Annotated in this window: 22 protein-coding genes; 11 read left to right on the forward strand and 11 right to left on the reverse strand. The window is 74.7% G+C overall.

Going from position 1 to position 26,516, the window contains the following annotated elements; all coding sequences use genetic code 11:
* The first annotated feature begins 78 nt into the window (after nt 1-78).
* Nucleotides 79-819, forward strand: coding sequence for a beta-phosphoglucomutase family hydrolase (locus AB0L21_RS17465; RefSeq protein ID WP_365711258.1), 741 nt, complete (start codon nt 79-81; stop codon nt 817-819).
* Nucleotides 816-3,191 carry a glycosyl hydrolase family 65 protein gene (locus AB0L21_RS17470; RefSeq protein ID WP_365711260.1) on the forward strand — a complete coding sequence of 792 codons (2,376 nt, stop codon included), beginning with the start codon at nt 816-818 and terminating at the stop codon, nt 3,189-3,191. The genes AB0L21_RS17465 and AB0L21_RS17470 overlap by 4 nt, the downstream gene beginning before the upstream one ends.
* A 228-nt stretch (nt 3,192-3,419) precedes the next feature.
* Here the strand turns inward: AB0L21_RS17470 and AB0L21_RS17475 are convergent, their stop codons facing one another.
* Genes AB0L21_RS17475 through AB0L21_RS17485 form a run of 3 tightly spaced genes read right to left on the reverse strand, consistent with a single transcriptional unit; the run spans nt 3,420 to nt 4,720 of the window.
* Nucleotides 3,420-4,214: a M56 family metallopeptidase gene (locus tag AB0L21_RS17475; protein ID WP_365784887.1), complete on the reverse strand. Its 795-nt coding sequence runs from the start codon at nt 4,212-4,214 to the stop codon at nt 3,420-3,422.
* On the reverse strand, nt 4,190-4,312 hold the full coding sequence (locus AB0L21_RS17480; protein WP_365784889.1) for a hypothetical protein: 123 nt from the start codon (nt 4,310-4,312) through the stop codon (nt 4,190-4,192). The genes AB0L21_RS17475 and AB0L21_RS17480 overlap by 25 nt, the downstream gene beginning before the upstream one ends.
* Nucleotides 4,313-4,336: 24 nt before the next feature.
* A complete protein-coding gene (locus AB0L21_RS17485) occupies nt 4,337-4,720 on the reverse strand; it encodes a BlaI/MecI/CopY family transcriptional regulator (RefSeq protein WP_365705770.1) in 384 nt (127 codons plus the stop codon).
* Between the two features lie 173 nt (nt 4,721-4,893).
* On the opposite strand from AB0L21_RS17485, the gene AB0L21_RS17490 reads away from it, so the two are divergent.
* From AB0L21_RS17490 to AB0L21_RS17510, 5 genes are all read left to right on the forward strand, one after another.
* Nucleotides 4,894-6,603, forward strand: a complete 1,710-nt coding sequence (locus AB0L21_RS17490) for a hypothetical protein (RefSeq protein ID WP_365705772.1) — start codon at nt 4,894-4,896, stop codon at nt 6,601-6,603.
* Complete coding sequence (locus tag AB0L21_RS17495; RefSeq protein ID WP_365705774.1) at nt 6,600-7,547, forward strand: lysylphosphatidylglycerol synthase domain-containing protein; 948 nt, start codon at nt 6,600-6,602, stop codon at nt 7,545-7,547. Before AB0L21_RS17490 ends, AB0L21_RS17495 begins: the two co-directional genes overlap by 4 nt.
* A 72-nt stretch (nt 7,548-7,619) precedes the next feature.
* Nucleotides 7,620-8,474 carry a proteasome subunit beta gene (gene prcB / locus AB0L21_RS17500; RefSeq protein WP_365705776.1) on the forward strand — a complete coding sequence of 285 codons (855 nt, stop codon included), beginning with the start codon at nt 7,620-7,622 and terminating at the stop codon, nt 8,472-8,474.
* A 252-nt stretch (nt 8,475-8,726) separates the two neighbouring features.
* A complete protein-coding gene (locus tag AB0L21_RS17505; protein ID WP_365705778.1) occupies nt 8,727-9,794 on the forward strand; it encodes a HoxN/HupN/NixA family nickel/cobalt transporter in 1,068 nt (355 codons plus the stop codon).
* A gap of 81 nt (nt 9,795-9,875) precedes the next feature.
* Nucleotides 9,876-10,364, forward strand: coding sequence for a DUF5709 domain-containing protein (locus AB0L21_RS17510; protein ID WP_365705780.1), 489 nt, complete (start codon nt 9,876-9,878; stop codon nt 10,362-10,364).
* Between the two features lie 124 nt (nt 10,365-10,488).
* On the opposite strand, the gene AB0L21_RS17515 is transcribed toward AB0L21_RS17510, so the two are convergent.
* Nucleotides 10,489-10,695 carry a hypothetical protein gene (locus AB0L21_RS17515; RefSeq protein ID WP_171150396.1) on the reverse strand — a complete coding sequence of 69 codons (207 nt, stop codon included), beginning with the start codon at nt 10,693-10,695 and terminating at the stop codon, nt 10,489-10,491.
* Between the two features lie 220 nt (nt 10,696-10,915).
* Between AB0L21_RS17515 and AB0L21_RS17520 the strand changes: the two genes are divergently transcribed.
* From AB0L21_RS17520 to AB0L21_RS17530, 3 genes are all read left to right on the forward strand, one after another.
* Complete coding sequence (locus tag AB0L21_RS17520; protein WP_365705782.1) at nt 10,916-12,754, forward strand: glycoside hydrolase family 15 protein; 1,839 nt, start codon at nt 10,916-10,918, stop codon at nt 12,752-12,754.
* Between the two features lie 66 nt (nt 12,755-12,820).
* Nucleotides 12,821-13,354: a hypothetical protein gene (locus AB0L21_RS17525; protein ID WP_365784987.1), complete on the forward strand. Its 534-nt coding sequence runs from the start codon at nt 12,821-12,823 to the stop codon at nt 13,352-13,354.
* Nucleotides 13,351-13,587 (forward strand): hypothetical protein, encoded by a 237-nt coding sequence (locus AB0L21_RS17530; protein WP_030640804.1) that lies wholly within the window; start codon nt 13,351-13,353, stop codon nt 13,585-13,587. The genes AB0L21_RS17525 and AB0L21_RS17530 overlap by 4 nt, the downstream gene beginning before the upstream one ends.
* A 12-nt stretch (nt 13,588-13,599) precedes the next feature.
* Here the strand turns inward: AB0L21_RS17530 and AB0L21_RS17535 are convergent, their stop codons facing one another.
* The 3 genes from AB0L21_RS17535 to AB0L21_RS17545 all read right to left on the reverse strand — a co-directional run bounded on the left by AB0L21_RS17535 (nt 13,600) and on the right by AB0L21_RS17545 (nt 20,347).
* Entirely contained in the window at nt 13,600-14,928 is a 1,329-nt protein-coding gene (locus AB0L21_RS17535; protein WP_365705785.1) for a hypothetical protein, read from the reverse strand.
* Between the two features lie 62 nt (nt 14,929-14,990).
* Entirely contained in the window at nt 14,991-17,729 is a 2,739-nt protein-coding gene (locus AB0L21_RS17540; protein WP_365705787.1) for a SpoIIE family protein phosphatase, read from the reverse strand.
* Between the two features lie 107 nt (nt 17,730-17,836).
* Nucleotides 17,837-20,347: a SpoIIE family protein phosphatase gene (locus AB0L21_RS17545; RefSeq protein ID WP_365784890.1), complete on the reverse strand. Its 2,511-nt coding sequence runs from the start codon at nt 20,345-20,347 to the stop codon at nt 17,837-17,839.
* 263 nt (nt 20,348-20,610) lie between these two features.
* Between AB0L21_RS17545 and AB0L21_RS17550 the strand changes: the two genes are divergently transcribed.
* Nucleotides 20,611-21,810 (forward strand): hypothetical protein, encoded by a 1,200-nt coding sequence (locus tag AB0L21_RS17550; RefSeq protein ID WP_365784892.1) that lies wholly within the window; start codon nt 20,611-20,613, stop codon nt 21,808-21,810.
* A 63-nt stretch (nt 21,811-21,873) separates the two neighbouring features.
* On the opposite strand, the gene AB0L21_RS17555 is transcribed toward AB0L21_RS17550, so the two are convergent.
* The 4 genes from AB0L21_RS17555 to AB0L21_RS17570 all read right to left on the reverse strand — a co-directional run bounded on the left by AB0L21_RS17555 (nt 21,874) and on the right by AB0L21_RS17570 (nt 26,456).
* Nucleotides 21,874-22,572: a 2-phosphosulfolactate phosphatase gene (locus AB0L21_RS17555; protein WP_365705793.1), complete on the reverse strand. Its 699-nt coding sequence runs from the start codon at nt 22,570-22,572 to the stop codon at nt 21,874-21,876.
* Nucleotides 22,573-22,614: 42 nt separating this feature from the next.
* Nucleotides 22,615-22,902: a YkvA family protein gene (locus AB0L21_RS17560; protein WP_365705795.1), complete on the reverse strand. Its 288-nt coding sequence runs from the start codon at nt 22,900-22,902 to the stop codon at nt 22,615-22,617.
* A gap of 64 nt (nt 22,903-22,966) precedes the next feature.
* On the reverse strand, nt 22,967-24,181 hold the full coding sequence (locus tag AB0L21_RS17565) for a hypothetical protein (RefSeq protein ID WP_365784894.1): 1,215 nt from the start codon (nt 24,179-24,181) through the stop codon (nt 22,967-22,969).
* 910 nt (nt 24,182-25,091) lie between these two features.
* Nucleotides 25,092-26,456 carry an FAD-dependent oxidoreductase gene (locus AB0L21_RS17570; protein WP_365705801.1) on the reverse strand — a complete coding sequence of 455 codons (1,365 nt, stop codon included), beginning with the start codon at nt 26,454-26,456 and terminating at the stop codon, nt 25,092-25,094.
* Between the last annotated feature and the right edge of the window lie 60 nt (nt 26,457-26,516).

The following is a 26,516-nucleotide window of genomic DNA, read 5'->3' on the forward strand; positions in this document are numbered from 1 at the left end:
AGTGTGACACCCCCTGTCCGCCAGGAGTGTGGCGTGCGCCACCCACTGGAGGGCCACTTCGCGGGGAACAGTCCGGATATGACTCAGCTCGGTCTGCCCGACACCATCCAGGCCTGTCTCTTCGACCTCGACGGGGTCGTCACCAGGACCGCCGTCGTGCACGCGGCGGCCTGGAAGGAGACGTTCGACGCCTTCCTGCGTGACTACGAGGGGGAACAGGGGCGGCCGTTCGACGCCGTCACCGACTACGACGAGTACGTCGACGGCCGCCCCCGCGCCGACGGCGTCCGCGCCTTCCTCGCCTCACGCGGCATCCGCCTCCCCGAAGGCGGCCCGGACGATCCGCCGGACGCCCGCACCGTGCACGGCCTCGGCAACCGCAAGAACGACCTGCTGCTGGAGAAGATCCGCACCGGCGGGGTCGAGGCCTACGAGGGCACCCTGCGGTATCTGGAGGCGGTCCGCGCCGCGGGGCTGCGCACCGCGATCGTCTCCTCCAGCGCCAACTGCCGGGACGTGCTGCGCGCGGTCGGCGCCGAGCACTTCTTCGACGTACGGATCGACGGCGTGGTCGCGGCCGAGCGGAACCTGCCGGGCAAGCCGCACCCCGACACCTTCCTCGCCGCCGCCCGGGACCTCGGCGTCGAGGCGTCCCGCGCGGCCGTCTTCGAGGACGCGCTGGCCGGCATGGACGCCGGCCGCGCGGGCGGCTTCGGCCATGTCGTCGGCGTGGACCGGGTGGGCCAGACCGAGGCGCTGTACGCGCACGGCGCCGACATCGTCGTCAAGGACCTGGCCGAACTGGGAGGCAAGCAGTGATCACCGACCGCTCCTACGGCGTCGAACCGTGGGCCGTCCGGGAGACCGCTCTCGACCTCGACGTCCTCGCCCAGAGCGAGTCGGTGTTCGCCCTGTCCAACGGGCACGTCGGCTGGCGCGGCAACCTGGACGAGGGCGAACCGCACGGCCTGCCCGGCAGCTACCTCAACGGCGTGCACGAGGTGCACCCGCTGCCGTACGCGGAGGCCGGCTACGGCTATCCGGAGTCCGGGCAGACCGTCATCAACGTCACCAACGGCAAGATCATCCGGCTGCTGGTGGACGACGAGCCGTTCGACCTGCGCTACGGCCGGCTCGTCGCCCACGAACGCGTCCTGGACCTGCGCCGCGGGGTGCTGGAGCGGACCTGCGAGTGGACCTCCCCGGCCGGCTCCACGGTCCGGGTGCGCTCGACCCGGCTGGTCTCGCTGACCCAGCGGGCGGTGGCCGCCGTGGCGTACGAGGTCGAGGCCGTCGGCAGCCGCAGCCGGGTGGTGATCCAGTCCGAGCTGGTCGCCAACGAGAGCCTGCCCGGCCCCGACGGCGACCCGCGCGCGGCGAAGGCGCTGAAGTCCCCGCTGGAGCAGGAGGACGGCTTCGCCTCCGGCAGCCGGCTGCGGCTGGTGCACCGCACCCGGCGCAGCGGTCTGAGGGTCGCCGTGGCCGCCGACCACCTCGTCACCGGACCAGAACGCACCACCAGCCGCAGTGAGAGCGGCATCGACGTGGCCCGGCTGACCGTCACCTCCGTGCTCGAACCCGGACAGTCCCTGCGGGTCGAGAAGCTGGTCGCCCACGGCTGGTCCGGCACCCGGTCGCTGCCCGCGATGGCCGACCAGGTCGACGCCGCGCTGGCCGCCGCCGGACACGACGGCTGGCAGGGCCTGCTCGACGACCAGCGGGCCTGCCTGGACGACTTCTGGGCCCGCGCCGACGTCGAGGTGGAGGGCGACGAGGAGATCCAGCAGGCCGTCCGGTTCGCGCTGTTCCACGTCCTGCAGGCCGGCGCCCGCGCCGAGCAGCGCGCGATCCCGGCGAAGGGCCTGACCGGTTCCGGCTACGACGGGCACGCCTTCTGGGACACCGAGATGTTCGTGCTGCCCGTGCTCACCCACACCGCCCCCCAGGCCGTCGCCGAGGCCCTGCGCTGGCGGTACAACACCCTGGACGAGGCCCGCGAACGCGCAGCCCAGCTCGGGCTCGCCGGCGCCGCGTTCCCCTGGCGGACCATCGCCGGCCCGGAGGGCTCCGCGTACTGGCCGGCCGGCACCGCCGCCTTCCACGTCAACGCCGGCATAGCCGACGCCGTCCTGCGGTACGTCGAGGCCACCGGCGACACCGCCTTCGAGCGGGAGACCGGCGTGGAACTGCTGGTGGAGACCGCCCGGCTGTGGCGGTCGCTCGGCCACCACGACACCCACGGCGTCTTCCACCTCGACGGCGTCACCGGCCCCGACGAGTACAGCGCGGTCGCCGACGACAACACCTACACCAACCTGATGGCCCGCCAGAACCTGCGCGCCGCCGCCGACGCCGTCGAACGCCACCCGGACCAGGCGCGGCGGCTCGGAGTGGACGAGGAGGAGAGCGCGGCCTGGCGGGACGCCGCCGACGCCATGCACATCCCCTACAACGCCGAACTCGGCGTCCACGAACAGCACGCCGGCTTCACCCGCTACCAGCGCTGGGACTTCGAGGGCACCCGCCCCGACCAGTACCCGCTGCTGCTCCACTTCCCCTACTTCGACCTCTACCGCAAGCAGGTCGTCAAACAGGCCGACCTGGTGCTGGCCATGTACACCTGCGGCGACTATTTCGAGCAGGAGCACGACGAGGAGCAGATCGCCCGGAACTTCGCCTACTACGAGCCGCTCACCGTCCGCGACTCATCCCTGTCCGCCTGCTGCCAGGCCGTCGTCGCCGCCCAGACCGGCCACCTGGACCTCGCCTACGCCTACACCGCCGAGGCCGCGCTGATGGACCTGCAGGACCTGGAGCACAACACGCGGGACGGCCTGCACATCGCGTCCCTCGCCGGGACCTGGATGGCCCTGGTCGCGGGCTTCGGCGGCATGCGGCGCGACGGCGACCGGCTGCGGTTCGCACCCCGCCTGCCCGAGCGGCTGCGCCGCCTCGCCTTCAACGTCCAGTTCCGCGGGCGCCGGCTGCGCGTGGACATCGGCGCGGACAAGGTGACGTACGCGCTCCTGGACGGCCCGCCGCTTTCGCTCCGCCACCACGGCGAGCCGCTCACGGTCAGCACCGACGACCCGGCCGTCCGCGCGGTACCACCGGCACCGCGGCGCCCCACGCCGGAGCAGCCGCTGCATCGGGGGCCGGGCGGTGGGGAAGGGGGCGCGTTCGGGGGGTGAGCGGCTGTCGGCTGGGGCTCAACGGGTGCCGGGTGCCGGGTGCCGGGTGATGGCTGAGTGATGGGGGGTGTGGCGGTGGCTGACGGTGCCGCGCGCTGGACGGTGGTCGGGTGCCGGCTGCGACTCGGGACCCCCGCGCACCGGACGACGGCCGGTGTCGCCGGTTGTCCGACGCGTGCTGAGCGTGCCCTCGCGCGCGGAGCGCCGCCGTGCCGGGCCCGTGGTCCCTCAGTCGAGCACCCCGGACAGCAGGTGCAGCAGGTCGCTGGTCGCGTCGGCGGCGAGCAGGGCCGGGAGGGTGCCGAGGGCGAGGACGGCCAGGGCGGCGGACCGCATACGCGGGGGCGGGCTCGTCCGGAGGGCCGCGATCCGGCGGGTGACGGCCCGGTCGGTGAACTGCAGGGCGCGGCCCACGGGCGCCCGGCCCGCGCTGAGCGCGGCCCGGGCCGGCGCCCGCGCGGTCGTCCGCCGGTCCCCGACCACGGCCGCCGCCCGCTCGTCGGCCCACCGCTCCACGAGGTAGGCGACCGCCGCACGCACCGGTTCCAGCAGCGGATCGGCCGCCGCCGCGAGCGTGACCGCCGACACCAGCAGCCCGTGCCGGTGCGTGAGATGGGCCCGCTCGTGCGCGAGGAGCACCCGTCGCTCCGCGGGGCCCAGCGCGCTGAGCATCGCGGAGGTGACCAGGATCCGGCCCGGCCGACCCGGGATCGCGAACGCCCGCGGCACCTGCGAGGCGGCGACGATCAGCTCGGTGTCCGCCGGCTGCCCCGCGCCGAGCCGCCGTAGCGCACGCCGCGTGCACCGCTCGGCGCGCACGGCCCGGTGGACGCGCACGGCGACGGCCGCCGGCGCCAGGCAGGCGGCGAGCCCGATCACCGTGGGCACCGGGTCGGTCAGCGGGTGCCCGTCCTCGCGGGCCTCGCGGATCACCGGTGGCGCGTCCCCGAGCAGCGCGGTGACCAGCAGGAGGAGCGACCAGGTGGTGGCCGCCGCCGTCAGCGCGGCGGCCGAGGCCGGCACGCGCGCGGCGGCGCCGGCGCGGCCCGCCGGGCGAGCACGGGAGCGACGGCCGACAGCAGCAGCGACAGCGCCGGCGGGGCGTACACGTCGAACGTCATGCGCCGAACCTCATGAGCCCGGCCTCACGCGCCGTCTCCGGCGAGCAGCTCGCGCAGCGCCCGCTCCTCCTCGGCGCTCAGCCCGGTCACGAACTGCTGGAGCGCGGCGATCGGGTCCGGTCCCCGGTCCAGGGCCTCGTGCATCGCCGCGGCGGTCAGCTCGGCCGCGTTCTTGGCCGGCCGGTACGCGCCGCGCCGCCCGTCGGCGTCCCGGAGCACCAGCCCTTTGTCGTACAGCCGCTTGAGGATCGTATGGACCGTGTTGTACGCGAGTCCGCCACCGATCCCGTGCTGGATCTCCGCCGGGGTCAGCGGTCGCTCGGTGGCCCAGAGGGCGGCCAGCACCTCGCTCTCCAGCTCCCCGGCGCTGCGCCGTTCCGCCCTGCCGCGGGACCCTGTGCCAGCCATGCCCCAACCTTACAGCGCGTAGGGCCGTCGGCCGGATGGCCCTGCCTGCGGGCATGGGCGGGTCATTCGCGTTAGTTTGTCCGTGTTTTCCCCTGCTCCCGTCTCCGGTCCCACGGGCCGTAGGGTGACAGTGGGCCCTACGGGCTGTAGGGGACGGGGACGGAGGGGTGGTCATGGCCGGCAGTGCACACGTGACAGTCGACGCGGTGAACCGGGGGGACGCGCGCCGCGCTTCCGCCGGCTCCGGGCGCGCCGGCTGGCCGATCGCGGCCGTCGCCGCGGCCTTCAGCCTGGCCCAACTGGTCCTCGTGCGACCCGGTCTGGGGCTCGGCTGGGACGAGACGGTGTACGTCAGCCAGGTCAGCGGACACGCTCCCGCCTCCTTCTTCAGTGCCCCCCGCGCCCGGGGCGTCTCCCTGCTGGTCGCGCCCGTGGCGGCGTGGTCGTCCTCCACGGCCCTGCTGCGGGTCTACCTCGCGGTCCTCTCCGGCCTCGCCCTGTTCCTGGCCCTGCGCGCCTGGCGAGGACTGTTCCCCGTCCGGGTCCTCGCCTTCGGCGGTGCCCTGTTCGCCTCCCTCTGGGTGACCCTGTTCTACGGCCCGCAGGTCATGCCCAACTACTGGGTCGCCGTCGCCGCCCTGGCCGCCGTCGCCTGTTTCCTGCGCGCCCCCACCGACCGGGGCGCCCTGTGGGGACTGGCGGGGAGCGCGGCGCTGATGGCGTGGATGCGGCCGGTGGACGCGGTCTGGTCGACCCTGCCGCTGCTCGCCCTCGGCCTGTCGCGCCGCCACCGGCGGGCACTGCTCGTCCTGCTCGCCGGGCTGGCCGCCGGCGCCGCCGAGTGGGTGATCGAGGCGTATGCGAGCTACGGCGGTCTGGCGCGCCGGCTGTCCGACGGCTCGGCGATCCAGGGCGGCCTGGGCTGGCACTTCGCCGTCGTGGACCAGGTGCGCAGCCTGGGCGGGCGCACGCTGTGCCGGCCGTGCACCGGCGCCCTGCCGCACCCGCTGGTCACGCTCTGGTGGTTCGCGCTGCCCCTGCTGGCCGTCCTCGCGCTGGCCGTCGCCGTCCGCGCCCGGCGCCCGGCGGCCACGGTGCTGCCGCTCGCCTGCGCGGCGACCGCCGCGTTCCCCTACCTGTTCCTGATCGGCTACGCGGCGCCCCGCTTCCTGCTGCCCGCCTACGCCCTCCTCGCGATCCCGGTCGCCGACGCACTGGCACACCTGACCACGAGATCGTGCCACTCGACCCGGCGCCCCGCTGCACGCCTGCTGCCGCGTCCGGGCCGACGCTCGTGGCCGCGCCCCGGCCGGCGTTCGGCCTCGCACCCGAGCCCACGCCCGGACCGCCGCCCGACCCAGCACCCGACCCCCGCCCCGGCCGACCGCCCGGCCCTGGACCCGGCCCCGGCCTCCCACCCGACCCCCGAACCCGACGCGCGCCCGGTCCCGCCCCCCGACCGACCCACCCCACCCCACCCGACCCGGCGCCCACTGGTTCTCGCGCTGGTCTGCGTCTGTCTCGCCGTCCATCTCGCCGCGCAGCTCGTCGTCCTCCTGCATGTGGTCGGCAGGGCCACCGCCGCGCATGACGCCTGGGGGCGCACCGCGGCCGAGATGCAACGCCGCGGGGTGCGGGCGCCCTGTCTGGTCACCGGGCACGAGGCCATCCCGGTCGCCTTCGCCGCCGGCTGCTCCTCCGCGGCGACCGCCGGACCCAACGCCAACATCACCGAGGACGGCATCACCCGGACCGCGCGGCGCACGCCGGTCGCCACGCTCGTGCCGGCCGGGTCCGCGCCGCCCCGATACGCCCGCGACTGGCCGTCCGTACCCGTCGGCGCGGTCCGGCTCTACTACGTCGTACCGGGCGCCGCCTCATGACGTCCCCGGCCGGGCTCACCGCCTGCCTCGGCCGCCGGCGCGCCCGCTGGCAGGCGGGTGTCTGTCTCGCCGTACTGCTCGGCGCGCTGTACCTGGCCCACCGGCACTGGCCCGCGGTCGAGAGCGGCGCCGGGCGGCTGGCGGTCGCCGACCAGGGCTGGCTGCTGGTGGGGGCCGTCGCGGCCATGGGCACCTGGGCGGCCTCCGCGCTCGCCCAGCAGGGCGCCGTCGTACCGCGGCTGCCCGGACCCCGCCTGGTCGCCGCCCAGTTCGCCGCCTCCGCCGCCAACCACCTGCTGCCCGCGGGGCTCGGCGCGGGGGCGGTGAACCTGCGGTTCCTGACGCGCTGCGGGCTCCCGGCCGGCCGCTCGGCCGGTGCGCTCGCCGTCAAGGCCGCCGCGGGCGCCGCCGTCCGCCTGGCGCTGATCGCGTTGCTCGCCCCCGCCTGCCCGGGGCTGCTGCGCCTCCCGCACATCTCCCCGGCGGCGGTCGCCGTCGTCCTGGGTGTCGTCGCCCTGGCAGCGGTCCCGCTCGCCACCCCCTGGTGGCCGCGCTGCCGGCGAGCGCTCGCCACCGTGGTGGCCGACATCCGGGCGCTGCACGCCTGCCCGGCCCGCGCGGCGGCCCTGTGGGGCGGCTCCCTGGCCTTCGCCGGGCTGCACGCGCTGGTCCTGATCGCCGTCACCCGGGCCGTCGGTCTGCCGCTCGCGCCGCTCCAGGTGGCCCTGCTGTACCTCGCGGCGAGCAGCGCCGCCGCCCTGCTGCCCTCCCCGGGCGGCCTCGGCTCGCTGGACGCCGCGCTCGCCCTCGCCCTCACCGCCGTCGGTACCCCGGGAGCCGCCGCCGCGTCCGCCGTCCTCGGCTACCGGCTGCTGACCGTGTGGCTGCCGCTGCTCCCCGGTCTGCTGGTGCTCGGGGTGCTGGTGCGCCGCAAGGCCCTGTGAGGACGGGGAGTTTCCCGCGGGGCCGCTTCAGGTAGGAGTCGGGTACTGCCGTGTGACACAGGAGGGGGAGTCATGCCGGGGAACGACAGCGCGGGCCTGCCGAGCGAGGCCTTCTTCACACCGGGGACGTCGTCCTTCACCGAGTTCCTGGCCGCCCACCGCCCCGGGCTGCTGCCCACCGCGCCCCCCTTCCCGCCCGGCGTCCGCGTACCGGCGGACCGGTTCCCGCACGGCACGACCGTGCTCGCGCTCACCTACCGCGACGGCGTGCTGATAGCCGGGGACCGCCGGGCCACGATGGGCAACCTCATCGCCCAGCGCGACCTGGAGAAGGTGCACCCCGCCGACGACCACACGGCCGTCGCCTTCGCCGGCACCGTCGGCCTCGCCCTCGACATGGTGCGGCTCTACCAGGTCGAGCTGACCCACTTCGAGAAGATCGAGGGCGTTGCGATGACCCTCGGGGCCAAGGCGACCCGCCTCGCGGCCATGATCCGGCAGAACCTCGCCCAGGCCATGCAGGGCCTCGTCGTCGTCCCGCTGCTCGTCGGCTACGACCTCACCGCGCCCGGGGGCGGACGCGGCCGGATCTTCAGCTTCGACGCGGCCGGCGGGCTCTACGAGAAGCGGCACTTCCACGCCGAGGGCAGCGGCTCCCCGTACGCCCGGGGCGCCCTGAAGAAGCTGTACCGGCCGGACCTGTCCCGCCGGGAGGCGGCCCTCGCCGCGCTCCAGGCGCTGTACGACGCGGCGGACGACGACTCGGCCACCGGCGGCCCGGACCTGAACCGCCGGATCTTCCCCGTCGTCTCGGTCATCACCGAGGACGGCTTCGAGCGGCTGCCGGAGACGGAGACGGAGGACCTGAGCCGCGAGACGGTCCGGCAGCGCGCCGGCCGCCCGGACGGCCCGCCCGCCTCACCCTGACGGACTGCGCCGGGGGATGTCCTTCTCCACGGGTCTCGCCGGCCCGGCTTTCCCTCCCCATGGGAAAGGCCTGCCGCGGCCTTTACTGCACAGAGGTTGCAGGTACGGAACGATGGCACAAGGCTGTAGAGCGCAGCCGCACCCGCACCACCGAAGGAAACCACCTCCCGTGACGGCCGCCCCTGATTCGCTCCGCCCCTCCCCGCCCGGGCCGGCAACCCGCCCTCGGCCCGGCACCGCGTCCTCGGCTCCATGACGCGGCAGGAGTGGATCAGGGTCGGCGGGATGGCCGGCTTCGTCCTCGCCCTGCACCTCGTCGGCTGGGGCACGCTCGCCGGCGTCGTGGCACCCCGGCACCTCAGCCTCGGCAGCGAGTCCTTCGGCGTCGGCATCGGCGTCACCGCCTACACCCTGGGCATGCGGCACGCCTTCGACGCCGACCACATCGCCGCCATCGACAACACCACCCGCAAGCTGATGGGGGAGGGGCAGCGGCCCCTGTCCGTCGGCTTCTGGTTCTCCCTCGGCCACGCCAGCGTCGTCTTCGGCCTCGCCCTGCTGCTCTCGCTCGGCATGAAGACGCTGGCCGGGCCGGTCCGCGACGACGACTCGCACCTGCACCAGGTCACCGGCCTGATCGGGACGACCGTCTCCGGGACCTTCCTCTACCTGATCGCCGGGATCAACCTCGTCATCCTCGCCGGCATCTGGAAGGTGTTCCGCCGGATGCGCTCCGGCCACTACGACGAGGCCGCCCTGGAGACGCGGCTGAACAACCGCGGCTTCCTGAACCGCCTCCTCGGCCGGGTCACCGGCTCGATCGGCAAGCCCTGGCAGATGTACCCGCTGGGCCTGCTCTTCGGGCTCGGCTTCGACACGGCGACGGAGATCGCCCTGCTGGTCCTCGCCGGCTCGGGCGCCGCCTCCGGCCTGCCCTGGTACGCCATCCTCTGCCTGCCCGTGCTGTTCGCGGCCGGCATGTCCCTGCTGGACACCATCGACGGCACGTTCATGAACTTCGCCTACGGCTGGGCCTTCTCCAAGCCGGTCCGCAAGGTCTACTACAACCTCACCGTCACCGGCCTGTCCGTCGCCGTCGCCTTCCTCATCGGCACGGTGGAACTCCTCGGCCTGCTCGCCGGGAAGCTGCACCTGCGCGGCGCGTTCTGGGACCGGGTCTCCGGTCTCGACCTCAACACGGTCGGCTTCGTCATCGTCGGACTCTTCTTCGCCACCTGGGCCGTCGCGCTGCTCGTGTGGAAGGCGGGCCGCATCGAGGAGAAGTGGACGGCGGGCCTGGCCGATCCCTCCGCCGACTGATCCGCCCGGGCGCCCGCGGGGTTAATGATCCGGTCACGGGAAACGCGGACCAGGACCGCCCGCGAACCCGAGGAGGCGACCATGAGCGACCAGCAGTCCGAGCAGACCCCCATGGCGGACGACGCCTACCAGCCCACGGGCAGCAACGAGGAACAAGAGGACGCCGGGCCCCTGGACCTGCAGGACGCGGTCGGTGAACGCTCCTACGACGACATGCTCGACGAGGGCTACTCCCCGCCCGAGCGGCCCCTGGGCGTCACCAAGCACGGAACCACCGCCGCCGAACAGCACGCGGGGGAGAGCCTGGACGAACGGCTCGGCCAGGAGGTCCCCGACGTGACCCCGCCGGCCGGCGACGAGATCGGCGACCTCCCCGGCGGAGAGGGCGAGCCGGTCGACCCCGAGGCCGGCGCGGCCCGCGCGGGCCGGCTGGTCGCCCCCGACGAGGGCGCGCACACCGACACCACCAAGGAGCTGATCGCCGAGGACGTCGGCATCGACGCCGGAGCGGCCGGAGCGGAGGAGGCGGCGGTGCACGTCGTACCGGACGAGACCCGACTGCCGGAGTGAACGCAACCAACGACGGGGGGTAGCGGATCAGTTGCCCTCCGTGTGACATCCCGCGCAAGGCACCGGCCGGACGCACGTGCGCCCGGCCGGTCTCCCCGTCCGTGTCCCTGTGCTCCCCGGACCCCTAGGGCAGCAGCTTCTCGATGGCCGCCGTGCCCTCCGACTCCAGCTTGCGACGCGCCCAGTCGAGGGTCTTCGGTGTGACGTCCCGGCCCGCCGCCATCACCAGGTCCTCAGGGGTGACGTCCCTGGCGGGCGCGGAGTGGAGCAGGGCGTCCGGGGTGCAGACGTCGTCCGACGAACGGGACTCTTCGGGTGTGGATGTCGACATGATGCCTCCTCCTCGGTCCGGATGACCGCATCCGTGCCGGTGCCTCCGAACGGGGCACACTCTCACCATTGCCCTCCCCGGCGCACCCTGCATCCGGAAAGCGCCTCGGGAGCGGGTGAGGACCGCCTGCCCACCCCACGGCGAACCACTCGCCTAAGCTGGAAAACACTCGCATCAGCCGCATACCGCCCGCCCCGCCCCGCTCACCGGGAGGCCGCCGATGGCCGATTCGCCGTTCCAGGGGAACGGACCCCGCAGCCCTCGCTACCTGCCCATCGCCGAACACGGACTCATCGGAGATCTGCGCACGGTGGCCCTGGTCGGCAGCAACGGCACGATCGACTGGTACTGCTGCCCGGCCTTCGACGCCCCGAGCGTCTTCGCGGCGATCCTCGACGCCGAGCGCGGCGGCTGCTTCGAGCTGGCCGCCGCCGTGACGGCCCGCACCAAGCAGTTCTACTTCCCCGACACCAATGTGCTGATCACCCGGTTCTTCACCGAGGACGGCGTCGGCGAGGTGCAGGACTACATGCCGATCGCCGGCGAGGAGCCCGGGGACGCGGGCCGGCACCGGCTGATCCGGCGCGTGGTGTGCGTCCGCGGCACCGTCCCCTTCCGGATGCTGGTCGCCCCCCGCTTCGACTACGGCGCCGCCGCGCACACCGTGCGCCCCCTGGACGGCATGGTCGTGTTCGAGTCGCCCGCCCAGTCGCTGTCGCTCACCTCGACCGTCGCCCTGGAGTGCGACGAGCGGGACGTACGCGCCGACTTCAAGCTCGGCGAGGGCGAGTCCGCCGTGTTCGCCCTCGACCAGGTCGACGGCGAGGTCTCCCCGCGCGGCTGCGCCCACGCCGAGGCGGAGCACCAGTTCAACGCCACGGTCGCCTACTGGCGGCGCTGGCTGCACCAGTCCCGCTACCGGGGCCGCTGGCGCGAGATGGTGCACCGATCCGCGCTCACCCTGAAGCTCCTCACCTACGCCCCCACCGGCGCCATCGTCGCCGCCCCCACCACCAGCCTGCCCGAACAGCTCGGCGGCGAGCGCAACTGGGACTACCGGTACGTGTGGGTGCGCGACGCGGCCTTCGCCGTCTACGCGCTGCTGCGGCTCGGCTTCGCCGGCGAGGCCGAGGCGTTCATGCGGTTCGTGACCACGCACGTCAGCCCCGGCTGCCACGACGGCTCCGGCCCGTTGCAGATCATGTACGGCATCGACGGCCGCACCGAGCTGCCCGAACGCGCCCTGCCGCACCTGGAGGGCCACCTGGGTTCGGCCCCGGTCCGGGTCGGCAACGCCGCCGCCGGCCAGCTCCAGCTCGACATCTACGGCGCCCTGATCGACTCCATCTACCTCTACGACAAGTGGGCCCAGCCCATCTCCAGCGGCCAGTGGGACGACGTGTGCCACCTGGTCGACTGGGTGTGCGACCACTGGGATCAGCCCGACGAGGGCGTGTGGGAGACCCGCGGCGGGCGCAAGGACTTCACGTACTCGCGGCTGATGTGCTGGGTCGCCATCGAGCGGGCCATCCGCCTGGCCACCCACCGCGGGCTGCCCGCCGACCATCGCCGCTGGCGCCAGGCCCGGGACACCATCTATCGGCGGATCATGGAACGCGGCTGGTCCGAGCGCCGGATCGCCTTCGTGCAGTACGAGGGCGGCGACGTCCTGGACGCCTCCCTGCTGATGATGCCGCTGGCCAAGTTCATCGCCCCCACCGACCCCAAGTGGCTGTCCACCCTGGACGCCCTCACCGAGGACCTCGTCTCCGACTCGCTCGTCTACCGCTACGACCCGCAGGCCAGCCCCGACGGACTCCGCGGCGACGAAGGCACCTTCTCCATCTGCTCGTTCTGGTACGTCGAGGCACTCGTCCGGGCCGGCCGGCTCGACGAGGCCCGGCTGGCCTTCGAGAAGATGCTCACCTACGCCAACCATCTCGGCCTGTACGCCGAGGAGATCGGCCGCACCGGCGAGCAACAGGGCAACTTCCCGCAGGCCTTCACCCACCTGTCCCTCATCAGCGCCGCCTTCAACCTGGACCGAGCCCTCGGCTGACGCCGCCCGCGCGCCACAACCCCCCCGTCCCCGGACGACTTCGGGCAGGCCGTCGCCACCGGTGACCTGGACGGCGACGGCTACGACGACGCGATGACCGGCGCGACCCGGCGAGGACGAGGTCACCGTGTTCCCCTGGCACGCCGGCGTCCTGCGCCGGGCCGGCGCCCCGCACCGCACCGGCCACCGGCTCCAGCCCGGCTACGTCACCACGGGCGACCACGACCACAACGGTTTCGCCGACCTCGTCGTCTCCGGCCACAGCCCCGTACGACGACTACACCAAGGGCTGGCCGGCGTACCGTGCGGGCGGCCCCGGCGGCCTGGTCGCCGTCTCCCACGGCGGCGAGGACGGCCCGGCCGGCACCCAGTACCCCGGCACCGCCCCGCGGTGGTGGTCGCGCAACTGCCGGGGCGCCCAGGTGCGGGTCGCCGACGGCGACGGCGCGGTGTGGCCGCTGCCCGCGAGCGGCGGTGGCTGCTCGCCGACGGCTCCTGGGACGGTCCGATCGGCCGGTGTGCCCGCAGGTCGCACGGGTACCCGGGGTGACGGCAAGCGGAATCGACACAGGGTCGACAGAAGGAGGAGACCCCGGATGACCAGCACCAGCGAGACCGGCGACGTCACCGGCACCCGCGACAAGGACTACAACCTGATCTGGTACGTCGAGGCGTGCCTGAGCAACGCCCTGCGTCTGGAGCAGTACATCCAGGACGCCGAGCGTGACAAGGACAACGAGGTCGTGGAGCTCTTCCGCAAGGCACAGTCCGACAGCCGCAAGGGCGCCGAGCTGGGCAAGCAGCTGCTGCGCTCGCGGCTCAACGGCGGCTGACCGCCGCCCCGCTCAGGCGAACCGGGAACTCGGGACCGGCCCGGCGGACCGCACACGCGCCCGTTCGCCGCGCAGCCACGTGCCCTTCACGGCCGTGGCGAACGCGGCGAACTCCGTGTCGCCGTCCGCCGGGCCGTCGCCGTCCCCGGGGTCGGGCGACGGGTCCGCCGCGGTGATCCCGGCGGCGATCTCCGCCTCCGGGCGGTCGTCCGCCGGTCCCCGCTCGACCCCGCCGTCCGCTCCCTGGCGCAGTTGCGGACCCCATGGCGCCACCACCGACTGGTGCAGCAGGGCGGCGCTGTCCGGGGTGACCGGGGGCGGGTCCGTCCAGCAGCACGCGTGCGCGTGCAGCACCTGCCCCGGGGCGCGTTCGAACAACTCACCGATCAGCTCCGGCCCGCCGTCGTGCCCGGCGAGCCCGTCCAGGTCGTACGCCACGACCACCGTGTCCGCCCGGCCCGGCGCGAACGGCTCCGCCGGCAGGCCGAGCACTTCCGCCGCGGCGAGCCCGAGGATCCGCGAGTCCCGGTCCGGCAGCAGCGACACCGACCGCGGCCGTACGCCGGTGGCCGCCAGCAGCTCCCGCAGGCGCACCAGGCCGCGCAGACACTGGTCCGGGGTGTCCTGCAGCCAGGCGTAGCGGCCGTTCATGCCCGCGTCGTAGCCGTACGGGGACAGCGTGCCGAGGACCGTGCCGCCGAGCACGTACTGCCAGCCCCGCAGATCGGCCGCGTCGAGCCGGCCCGCCCGCTCGGCGTCGGCGGCCCGCGCGAGCATCCGGTCCTGCCGGTCCCGTGCCGGCCGCCACCGTGCGTCGTCCGGGTCGGGCAGCACCGCGTGCTGACGCCGGGCCAGCCCCAGGTCGCCCGCCAGCACGGCGTTGAACACCAGCAGGTAGCGGTCCGGCCAGTCCGCCAGACGCTCCTCGTGGCGCGTGAGCGCGGCCACCGCCTCCCGGTGCCGGCCCTCGTCCTCGTACGCGGACACCAGCTCCCGCAGCACCGGCAGCGCCCCGCCGCTGAGGCGAAGTGCCGCACGCAGCGCGGGAATCGCCAGATCCGGCACCCCGCGCTCGACGCACGCGTACCCGAAGTCGTAGAGGGCCCGGGGGTCTTCGGGGGCGGCGGCCAGCGCGGCCGAGGCGCCGGCGAGGTCGTCGAACCCGGCCGAGCCCGCCGCCCGCCCCACCACCAGGGCCACCTCAGCGAGCGGCTGATCCTCCCCGGCCGCCCGCACCTGCCGCAGCGCACCGGGCACGTCCCCGGCGTCCAGGGTCTCCCAGGCGGTGCGGAGTGCGGGGGACGTCGGCCGGGCCGTGCGGCGATTCCTGCGCGAGAACATGCCGGAGATCATCACCCGCCGGCCGACAGGTCCTCAAACGATTTCCCCGCGCCTCCGCACGCTCAGGGAAGCGGCTGCTCCGCCCAGATCACCTTGCCGTGCGGGGTGTACCGGGTACCCCAGCGCTCGGCGACCTGCGCGACCAGGAACAGGCCCCGGCCGCCCTCGTCGGTGCTCGCCGCGTACCGCAGGTGCGGCGAGGTCGTGCTGCGGTCGGACACCTCGCAGATCAGCGTGCGGTCGCGCAGCAGCCGTACCCCGATCGGGCCGCGCCCGTAGCGGATGGCGTTGGTGACCAGCTCGCTCAGGATCAGTTCCGTCGTGAACGCCAGCTCGTCCAGTCCCCAGTCGGCCAGCCGCCGGGTCACCGAGGCCCGCACCTCCGACACGGCCGCCGGGTCGGACGGCACCTGCCACTGCGCGACCCGGTCGTCGCCCAGCACCCGGGTGCGGGCGACGATCAGCGCCACGTCGTCGCTCGGCCGGGCCGGCAGCCGGTCCAGGACGGTACGGCAGGTGTCCTCGGGGGAGGCACCCGGCGTCCGGAGCAGCGCGTCGCGCAGCAGGCCCAGCCCCTCGTCGATGTCCCGCTCCCGGTCCTCCACCAGACCGTCGGTGTACAGCACCAGCCGGCTGTCCTCCGCCAGTTCCAGCTCCGCCGTCTCGAACGGCAGCCCGCCCAGGCCCAGCGGCGGACCCGCGGGCACGTCCAGGAACTCGACAGCGCCGTCCGGCCCCACCAGCGCGGGCGGCGGATGGCCGGCCCGGGCCATCGTGCACAGCCGGGACACCGGGTCGTAGATCGCGTACAGACAGGTCGCGCCCGTCACCACGGACGCGCCCGTCGCCGGGACCTCGTCCTGGTCGAGCCGGCCGACCAGCTCGTCCAGCAGGCCCAGGAGTTCGTCCGGCGGCAGGTCCAGCGAGGAGAAGTTGTGCACGGCCGTACGCAGCCGGCCCATCGTCGCCGCCGCGTGCAGCCCGTGCCCCACGACGTCCCCGACGACGAGGGCCACCCGTGCGCCCGACAGCGGCAGCACGTCGAACCAGTCGCCGCCCACCCCCGACTGGGCCGGCAGATAGCGGTAGGCGATGTCCAGGGCGCCCTGCTCGGGCAGGGTGCGCGGCAGCAGGCTGCGCTGGAGGGTGACCGCCATGCTGTGCTCGCGGGTGTACCGGCGGGCGTTGTCGATCGACACCGCCGCCCGCGCCACCAACTCCTCCGCGAGGGCCAGTTCCTCGGCGTCGAACGGCTGCGGTTTCTCCGCCCGCCAGAAGTTCGCCACGCCCAGCACCAGACTGCCCGCCCGCAGCGGAACAGTGATCATCGAGTGGATGCCGTACGCCAGCACCTGGTCGGTGCGCTCCAGATCCTGCGCCCGCCAGCCGGGTGCGTCGCGCAGCCGCGGCACCACGACCGACTGCCCGGTCGTCAGGGCGCGCGCCTGCGGCGAGGTGGCCACGAACCGGATCCGCTCGCCGAGCGGATACAGCGGGGCGTCCTTGCGGATGCCCGCGCAGGCCGTGCGCCGCAGCGCCGTCCCCGGCCGCGGCTCCTCCCCGCCCAGCACCGCGTCGAACAGGTCCACCGTCGCGAAGTCCGCGAACCGGGGCACCGCCAGCTCGGCCAGCTCCTCCGCGGTCCGGGTCACGTCCAGGCTGGTGCCGATGCCCACCCCGGCCTCGTACAGCATGTTCAGCCGCTCCCGGGCCACCTCGGCACGGCCCGACAGGGCGCGCAGCTCGGTGGAGTCACGCAGCGTGGTGACGCTGCCCGGCGGGCCGCCGCGCAGGTCCGTGGGCCGCTGGTTGATCGCCAGCAACCGGTCCTTGACCAGGTGCACCTCGTCCGTGGCGACCCGCCCCGAGGCCAGCAGCCCCGCCGTCTCGTCGTCCAGGCCCAGCTCCAGCACATGCCGCCGCTCGGCGTCCGCCGGCAGGTCCAGCAGGCGGTGGGCCTCGTCGTTGGCGAGCAGCAGCCTGCCGTCACCGCCCACGATCAGCACGCCCTCGCGGACCGCGTGCAGCACCGCGTCGTGGTGCTCGTACATCCTCGTCATCTCGTACGGCCCGAGGCCGTGCGTCTGGCGCAGCAGCCGTCTGCTGACCAGGGCCGTGCCCGCGGTCGCCAGCGCCAGCGCGGCGGCCGCCGCGGCGAGCAGCAGCGGCAGCTGCTGGTCGGCGGCCCCGCCCACGTGCGCGGTGGTGATCCCGGCCGACACCAGGCCCACCACCTGGCCACCGGAGTCCTTCACCGGCACCACGACCTGCACCAGCGGGCCGATGGTGCCGGTGATGTGCTCGGTGACCGTGCCGCCGGCCAGGGCCGGGGCGATCGTGCCGACGAACTTCTTGCCGATGCGGTCGGCCTTGGGGTGCGTGTAGCGGATGCCGTCGGTGTTCATCACGACGATGAAGTCCACGCCGGTCGCCTTGCGGGCCGCCTCCGCGCGCGGCTGGAGCACGGCCGTGGGGTCCGGGGAGCGCAGGGCGGCGACCGTGCCGGGCGCGTTGGCGAACGTCTCGGCCACGGCGAGGGAACGGTTGCTCGCCTCGGTGTCGCTGTCGTGCCGTACCTGGAGCACCTGGGCCACCACCGCCGAGACGACCAGCAGCAGCACGATCACCACTTGCAGGACGAACACCTGCCCGGCCACGCTGCGCCCGGACACGGCCGACCGGAGCACCCCCGGCCGGCTGTCGCCCGCGCGGCGGTCCGCCGGCGGCGGGCTGTGCGGTGCGCGCGGGTACCCGAAAGATCGGGGCGGCCGAGTGACGGGCCGGCCGGGCAGTCGCACCATGTGCCCATGTCTACACTGCCCGGCGCCGTCAGGCGAGACCATCACCCGAGGCGACGACAGCCGGAGCGGAGGGGAAGGGGTGGGGTCGGGTGAGTGGGGCGGGCCGGTCACCGGCCCGGAGGGGGTGGCGGGCGGCGGGCGGCCAGGAGGAGGGCCACGTCGTCGGGGCGGTCGGTGGCGTGCCGGGCGGTGGCCGTCAGCCGGTCGGCGACCCCGGACAGGGACCGCCCGCCGTGCCGGCCGGCACCGGCCTGGGCGAGCGCCAGCCGCAGCGACGCGATGCCCTCGTCGATGTCGGCGCCGGGCCGCTCCACCAGGCCGTCGGTGTACAGGGCGAGGATCGCGTCGGGCTCCAGCCACAGTTCGGTCACCGGGTACCGGGCATGCGGATCCACTCCGAGGACGACACCCCCGGAGACGTCCAGCAGCCGGGTCCGGCCGTCGGGGCAGCGCAGCAGCGGCGGCGGATGGCCCGCCCTCGCGATCCGCGCCCGGCCGGTGGCGGGGTCCAGGCGCAGATAACAGCAGCTGGCGAACTGGCCGGGGTCCAGGTCGATCAGCAGATGGTTGGTGCCGCTCAGCACCTCGTCCGGCGGCCGGTCGCCGAGCGCGAACGCGCGCACGGCGCTGCGCAACTGGCCCATCGTGGCCGCCGCCTGCACCCCGTGCCCCTGCACATCACCGATGACCAGCGCGAGCCCGTCCCCGGCCTCCACCACGTCGTACCAGTCACCGCCGACGTCCATGCCCTGCGTCCCCGGCAGATACCGGCCCGCGGTCTCCACCCGCGGATGCGTCGACAGCCGCCGGGGCAGCAGGGCCTGCTGCAGGCCACGGGCGAGGGCCGCCTCGTCGTCGTAGCGCCGTGCCCGCTCCATCGCGTGCGCGATCAGCCCGGCGAGCGCGGTGAGGACCGTACGTTCCTCCGTGCTGAAGGCGCGCTCGCGGTCGAAGCCGAGGATGCAGGAGCCCACCGGCCGGCCTGAGGCGATCAACGGCAGGAAGGCACGCGCCCCCTCGTGCGCGTCGAGGGCGATCCCCGGGTAGGCCGCAGCGATCTGCCCCATGGACTCGAAGAACAGCGGCCGGCCGGTGGTCAGGGTCTCCACACCGGGCAGGTGCGCGTCGAGGCCGACGCCCTCGAACGCCGCGAGGAAGCCCTGCGGGAACCCCGTCTCCCAGGCCAGGTACAGATGCCGGTCCTGGAGCAGGTAGATGGCCAGTCGCCGGCCGCCGAACGCGGGCAGCAGCTCCTGCATGACCACCGCCGACACCTGCCGCGCGGTCACCGCGTCCGTCAGCGCGATGGCCAGCGCGATCGGCCGGTACAGCGGCGTCATCCCGTGGCCGGCCGCCACCGTGTTCTGCGGGACCTGGACCTCGGGGACCGGCTCACTCGCGGCGTCCACCCGGCTGGCCGGGACGAGCACGCAGGTCAGCAGGTCCGTGCCGGGGTGCACCGACACGGCCAGCCAGTCGCCCTCACCGGGTTCGTCCCGGTCGCCGGCCGGCCGCCGGGCGTGGAAGTGCACCGGCTCCGGGCAGAGCAGGGCGCCGCGCAGATGGTCGTCGTACGGAGGCCCGGACAGCCAGGGCAGCGCGTCCCACAGCGCCTGCCCGATCAGCCGCTCCCGCGCCCGGCCCGTGAGCCGGGCCGCGGCCGGGTTGGCGTACACGATCAGCCCCAGCCGGTCCAGGCAGAACACGCCCTCCGGCAGCAGGTCGGCCGCGCCGTCGGCGGAGGCGGCCGTACCGGGGTCGAACACCACCCCGTGGACCGCCGTCCCGGCGCCGTCCGCGCGGTCCGCGCCGGCCGGCCACAGGTCCAGCAGCCGAGGTGTGCCGTCGTGAGCGCGCAGGCTCAGCGGCGCGCTCGGCGGTTTCCCGGCGGCGGTGTCGCGCAGCGCGGCCAGGACCCGGTGCGCGTCGGCGGGGGCCACGGCGTTCGCGAGCGCCGTCATCGTCCCCGCGAACTCGCCGGGGCCCAGCCTGAGCAGGGCGTGCAACCGGTCGTCCGCACGGACCACGGAGGTCGCCGGGTCACAGCTGAAGCGCCCTACGGCGGCCCGGGCGGGCCGGCTCGCGGGCGGCCGTACGCACAGCGGCTCGCCGTCCCAGACGATCCCGCTCTCGTCCCCGTCGGCCAGGCCGAGCAGTTCGGCGCCCAGGCCCTCGGCCAGCCGGCCGAGCAGTTCCCGGTCGAGCAGGTCGTCCACGGTGTCCGTGACCGCCGGGTGCAGCACCGTGAGCACCCCCAGCGGCTCGGTCCCGCCGGGCACCGGCACGTGCACCGAGCCGAACGGGAAGGGCAGACCGGCCGCGAACTGGGGATACCGGCGCATGGTCTCCGTGGCGTTGGGCAGCACCACCTGGACGCCGAGCCGGTAGGCGTCGGCGACCGGGAACGGCCGGCCGACGTGCAGCCGCCACCAGGACCTGAACAGCGGGCCGGGCAGCCCCGTGAGCACCGCGAGGCGCAGCAGGCCCGGCGTGCGGGAGCGCAGGTACACGCCCGCCACCCGGCCGCCGGCCGCGGTGAGGGCGCCGGTCGAGGCGTCGGCCAGCAGCGCGGTCAGCCGGGCCCGCGTACGGACCGCCTGCTCGTCGCTCCCGGCCATCGGCCCTACCTCGTCCCGTGCGCCTCCGGGTGGATGACACAGCAAGAATGCGCCACGAGACGCGCGGAACGCACCTGGGCGGAGTGGGCGGGCCGGGCAGGAGCGGGCGCGGGCAGGGACACGGCAGGGGGGGCACCGGGCCGGCTCACACCAGTGGCCCACCCGAGTGGCGGGCTCCGGGACCCGCTCCTAGTAATGGACTCCGTAGCTCGGCGACCGCAGACGGGGCGCAGGTGCGGTCGCACCCTTCTCCTGGAGCCGAGATGACGACCTGCTCTTCATCCCCCCGTCCCGACGACTCGGTGATACCCGCGGCACCGGCTGCCCCCGGCGTCCCCGCCTCGTTCCCGCACCTGCTGACGCTGCCCGTACGGCCGCTTCCCGTGGAGGAACCCGCGCACGGCGACCCCCTGCGCGGCCTGGTCCACGCGGCCGTCACCGGCCGCCCCGTGGAGGACGTCGCCCGGCTCGTCACGCTGCTGGAGCGCTCGCCGGAGCTGGCCCGGATGACAGCTGACGCGCTGCGCGCGGTCGCGGTCGACCGGTCGGTGGAGGACGTCACCCGTCTGGTGACGCTGCTGACCGAACCGCCTCGGGACAGCGGCAGCGCCGACGAGGCGATCCGGGCCGCCGCTCAGGGCCGCCCTCTGGAGGACGTGTCCCGGTTGGTGCGGCTGCTGCACCGCAGCCCGGTGGAACCCCACTGCGCAGAAGCCGCCGTGCGGGCGGTGGCGGCGCACCTGCCCGTGGAGGAACTCGCCGAGCTGATCGGTCGGCTGGCTGCGGAACGGGAGACGGGGGAGGCCGACGAGGGGTCGGGGTCCGCCGCCGTGACACCGGTGGTCGTACCGGAGGCGGGGCGGTCGGCCCCGGAGGGACCGGCGAAGGCGGGGCGGTCCGTCGCGCAGGGGCCGGCGACGGCGGAACGGACGGCTGCGGGAAGGCCGCTGAAGACGCGGCGGCTCGTCGTCGTAGGGCGGGCGAAGACACTGCGGTCCGTTGCGGAAGGGCGGGTGGAAAGTCGACAGGCGGCTGCGGACCGCGCCGGGGCCGACCGGACGCCGACGGCGTGCCTGCGGGCTGCCCGCTGGGCCGCGCTGCTGGTGTTCCTGTGCGGGACGGCACACGCCCCGCGCTACTGGACCGGGCCGTCCCACGGCGTCCTCGGGGTCACCCTGCTCGCCTCGGCGCTGTGCGGCCTGCTGGCGCTCGCCCTCACCGCGCGGGCGGCGGCGGCCCGGCTCGTGGCGGCGGCGGCCGCAGTCGGAGTCACGGCGGTGCTGGCCGCCGGACAGGTGCTCGGCGGCCGGTTCGGCCTGCCGGACCCGGCCCGGCTGCAGGCGGCGACCCTGGCACCGCCGTGGCTGGCCGGCCCGACGGCCGCGGCAGCGGCACTCGGCGCACTGGCGGTCCTGCTCACGGCCCTGACCCTGGGCACCGCACAGCCGGACGACGCCGGTTGAGACCGGCCCGTGGGCCGGCCCTGCCGACGGACGGGTGTCCGGGCCGATGCCGCCGGGATCCCTCTACGGCAAGGCGGCCGGACGCTCGCACGGTGCCCATGGGCGCAGCACCAGGTGGCCGTCCTCCCGGGTGGCGGCCATGGCCGACGGGAACGTGTCCGTCTCCAGGCACACGGCCACGTCCTGCGGATCGACACCGGTCCAGCCGCGCCGCGCGCCGTCGGCCAGCTGTGCGGCGGCGGTGGAGCGCCGGGCCCGCGCCAGGTAGGGGCCCGCGTCGGCGTCGTCCGTCCGCACGCGTTCCGCGATGTACTGCGCGCAGGCCAGATCCTCCTCGGCCCGCCCGCCGCCCCCGGTGACCACGAAGGTCACCGCCTCCGCGCGTATCCGTCGCAGCGCCTCGGCGGTCGCCCCGGCCACGGCGAAACTCGCGCACAGCAGCAGTCCGGCGTCCGCCACGGCCAGCGCCCCGGCCGTCCCCGCGGTGGTCTTCTGGACGAGCGTACGGCCCCGCAGGTCGAGCGCACGCAACCGGGCGGGCGAGTTGACGAGGTCGAACCCCGGCACCGGCGCCCCGTCCTGGCAGGCGAGCCAGTCGGGATGACGGGCCTTCAGCGCCAGCGCCTCCCGCCGCGTGCGGGCGAGGACGATCCGCTCGGTGCCGCGCCGGAACGCCCAGGCGGCCACGGTGAACGCGCGCATCACGTCGACGACCACGGCCACGTCGGGGGCCGCCGGGGCACCGGGTATCCCGGTGAACACGGGTTGCGTCGCCCCATGGTGCGGCATACCGCGCCCGGCCGGTCAGGGCTCGGTCGTCCCGCGCGGCAGCGGCCGGGCGGAGCGCAGGCTGCGCAGGGCGAGGAGCAGGACGCCGATGTCGTCCAGGTAGACCGGATCGGGCACCAGATCGGTGGGCAGCACCAGATACGCGACCGCGCCCCAGAACACCCACCGGGGCCCCGTCGGCAGCCCCGCCCGCCGCAGCGTCCGCCGCGCCCGCACCAGCCGTACCAGCAGACGGACCGCGACGGCGAGCAGCACCGCCGCGACGACGGCGGCGATCACCAGCAGGGTCGTGGTCGTGTCCATTCCGGCTCCTTGTCCGAGTAGGGCGCCTACGCACGGCAGGACCGTCCGGGTACCCGGCGAACTCCTACGACGAACGGCCGTCCGCATCGCTGCCGGCGCCCGTGCCCCCGCCACCGTCGTCCTCCCGCGCCGTGCCGTGCGGTGAGGCATCCGCGGCAGATCCTTGCTGCTCCCTGCCCCTGGTCGTCAGCTTGAGCCGTTCGAACGTCCGCGTCAGCTGCTGCAGCGCGCCCGGGGTCCGGGAGGCGGGCCGCTGCTGGGGGAGCGCGGGCGCGGGGACGTCGCGGTACGCCGCCAGGGCCTCCAGCGCCTGCTCTGCGGCCTGCTTGTACAGGTCCCGGGACTTCGTCATCGCCTCCAGCGCCTCGGCGTACATGGCCACCAGCCGCCGCTCGCGCTCCAGCTCCTCCTGAAGGGTCATCAGGGTCCAGTTCTCGCGCAGGTCCGTCAGCGCCTCCTCGGCGTCCCGGGACAGTGGCCGGGGCAGGGCCACGAAGTGCCGTAGCGCCGCGACGAGTCCGGCCGGTTCCGAACCGTCCAGGAAGACGGTGCGTACGCTGTGCTCCCGGCCGTCGTACCCCTCCGGCGCCGGATCCGGCGGCAGCAGCACCGCGCCGCCGCGCGGCACCTCGACGCCGAGGTCCTTCAGCGCCCAGTTGACGGCGCGCAGTTGCTGCGGTGCGGCCCGGTGCTCGATCACGCGGTGCCGCAGCCCGGGCGGCAGCAGCCGCGCCAGCGGCAGCCGGCCCCGCTCGTCGGGTGTCATCGCCTCGTGGACGACGACATGCACGCACCACGCCTCCCGGGCCGCGTCCCGCAGCCGGCGCCGCATGTCCTTGTCGTCTTCCGGCAGCGCGTTGACCCGCCGGAAGCGCAGTCCCGCGACCGTGGGGTGATGGTCCCAGGACCCGTCGTCGCCCTCGCCCGAGCCGCCCTCGGGCCAGAAGAGCGTCGCGGGGGACGGCCAGGCGTCGTCCCACGGACGCTCCGCCTCCGCGACCAGCCGCCACTCGTCGCCCGGTAGCCGACCCTCCCCTGGTACGAGGGTGAGCCGGGCCCGCACGGTCACCGTGCCGCCGGCTCGCCAGCGGGCCTCGAAGACCCGCCGGGCCGGGTCCTCGGCCGCGGGCGGCTCGGCGAAGTCGTCGATGTCCCCGCTCTGCCGGTGCCGTCGCAGGGTTCGACGGACGACGTCCTCGGGGGCGGGACCCGTGTGGCGGCCCCGGGCCGCCCAGAGGGTCTGCGGGATGGTGGCGCGGTCGCCGGCGGAGTTCGACATGAGCCAATCTGCTGATGGGGGCGGGTGTGCCTCCCAGTATCACCGTTCGGCGGGGCGACACGGCGGCCGGGGCCCGCCCCCGCGCGTCGCCCGGGGGCGCGACCGGGCACGGGGTGTGCGCCGTACGCCCGGCGTGTGCGCGGTGCGCGTCAGGTGACCGCGTTTCACCCGTGCCCCGTCGGCGGTCGCGGCATCCACAATGTCCGGCGAACGGGGCCCGCCCATCCATCCGCTCAGGGGCGGACCCCGTTCACCCTCACTCCCGCCCATCGGAACGCCGCGCACCCCTCGCGCCCGCCGGCACCCGGTCCAGCGCCACCCACTCGGACCGCTTCACTCTTCGACCGAGCCATGGGAGGCGGACGCGCGGCGGGCGCGCTGGACCGGTGCGACCGGGTGGGCCTGCCCCGGCTCGGTCAGGAGGTCGCCCGGACGCGGGCGCTGCCCGACGGCCTGGCCCGGGTGGCGGCCCGCGCGGTCGCGGCCCCGGTTCCGTGGGCGACTAGGAGGAGAACCCGGCGCCCGGCGCCCCGGCCCCGGTCGCCGAGGTCGCGCAGCGGCCCGGTGTCGGGGCGGACGCCACCGCGCTCCACCTCCGGTTCCACGCGCTCGCCCGGCCCACGGACCGCGACGTCGCCGCCGGAACGGCTGGACGGCCGCCCGGCACGAGGCGGCCCAGACGGAGCCGGTGGCGGTCGGGGCGGTGGAGAGCGGCGGACGGGCGCGGGCCGGACGCACAGGCTTCGCCCGCAACACCTGGGAAACCCTCGGCCCACCCCATCTGCCCGTAGGGAGCGGCAAGTTGAGCACCGGTCCCGCTGCACGAACTGGTCGGCCGGGCGGCGCGGGGCTGAACGGAGCGGGGCCGGCGCACCGGCGCCGGCCCCTGGACCCGGAGGAAGGAGCGAGCTTACGCCCCGCTCTCCCGCAGCATGTCCTCACGCTCGACGATCTTCACGCGCTGGCGGCCCTGCGGCTCGCCCAGGGCCCGCTCGGCGGCGTCCAGCTTGTACCAGCCCTCCCAGGTGGTGAAACGGACGTCGCGCTCGGCGAGGAAGGCGTCCACGGCCTCCGGCTCGGGCGAGGCGGGCGTGTGCAGACGGCCGCCGGCGTAGTCGTCCAGCAGGTTGGCCACGGTCTCGTTGGCGTCGCCCTTGGTGTGGCCGATGAGGCCGACGGGGCCGCGCCGGATCCAGCCGGTGACGTAGGTGGACTGCAGGTGGGTGCCGCCCTCCTCGATCACCCGGCCGCCCTCGTCGGGGACGGTTCCGGAGTCGATGTCCCAGGGGAGCTTGGGCAGCTTCTCGGAGAGGTAGCCGACCGCGCGGTAGACCGCCGTGACGTCCCAGTCCTTGAACTCGCCGGTGCCCTTGACGTTGCCGGTGCCGTCCAGGGCGGTGCGCTCGGTGCGCAGGCCGACGACCTTGCCGTCCGCGCCGAGGATCTCGGCGGGCGACTCGAAGAAGTGGAGGAACAGCTTGTGCGGGCGGTCGCCGGCATCGCGGATCGCCCAGTTCTCCAGCGTCTTGGCGACCATGTCGGCCTGCTTGTTGCCGCGCCGGGTCTCGATCGAGCCCTCGTCGTAGTCGATGTCCTCGGGGTCGACGATGACCTCGATGTTCGGGGAGTGGTCCAGCTCGCGCAGCTCCATCGGGCTGAACTTCGCCTGCGCCGGGCCACGGCGGCCGAAGACGTGGATCTCCACGGCCTTGTTGGCCTTCAGACCGTCGTAGACGTTCGGCGGGATCTCCGTCGGCAGCAGTTCGTCGGCGGTCTTGGCGAGGATGCGGGCGACGTCCAGGGCGACGTTGCCGACACCGAGCACGGCGACCTTCTCGGCCTCCAGGGGCCAGGTGCGGGGCACGTCCGGGTGGCCGTCGTACCAGGAGACGAAGTCGGCGGCGCCGTAGGAGCCGTCCAGGTCGATGCCGGGTATGGGCAGCTCACGGTCGGCCATCGCGCCGGTCGAGAAGATCACCGCGTCGTAGAAGGCGCGCAGGTCGTCCAGGCTGATGTCCGTCGGGTAGTCGACGTTGCCGAAGAGGCGGATCTGCGGCTTGTCGAGCACCTGGTGCAGGGCGGTGATGATGCCTTTGATGCGGGGGTGGTCGGGCGCGACGCCGTACCGGATCAGGCCGAACGGGGCCGGCATCCGCTCGAAGAGGTCGATGGAGACACCGGGGTCGGCGGCCACCTCGGACTTGAGCAGGGCGTCGGCGGCGTAGATCCCGGCGGGGCCGGCTCCGACGATGGCTACCCGCAGGGGGCGCGGCATGATCAGGTTCCCTTCGAGCGCTAATGGGCGACTTGATCACGAAGCCTAAACTAAGGCAGA

This window comes from Streptomyces sp. NPDC052721 (genome assembly GCF_040678315.1).
In the GTDB taxonomy this organism is placed as follows: Bacteria; Actinomycetota; Actinomycetes; order Streptomycetales; family Streptomycetaceae; genus Streptomyces.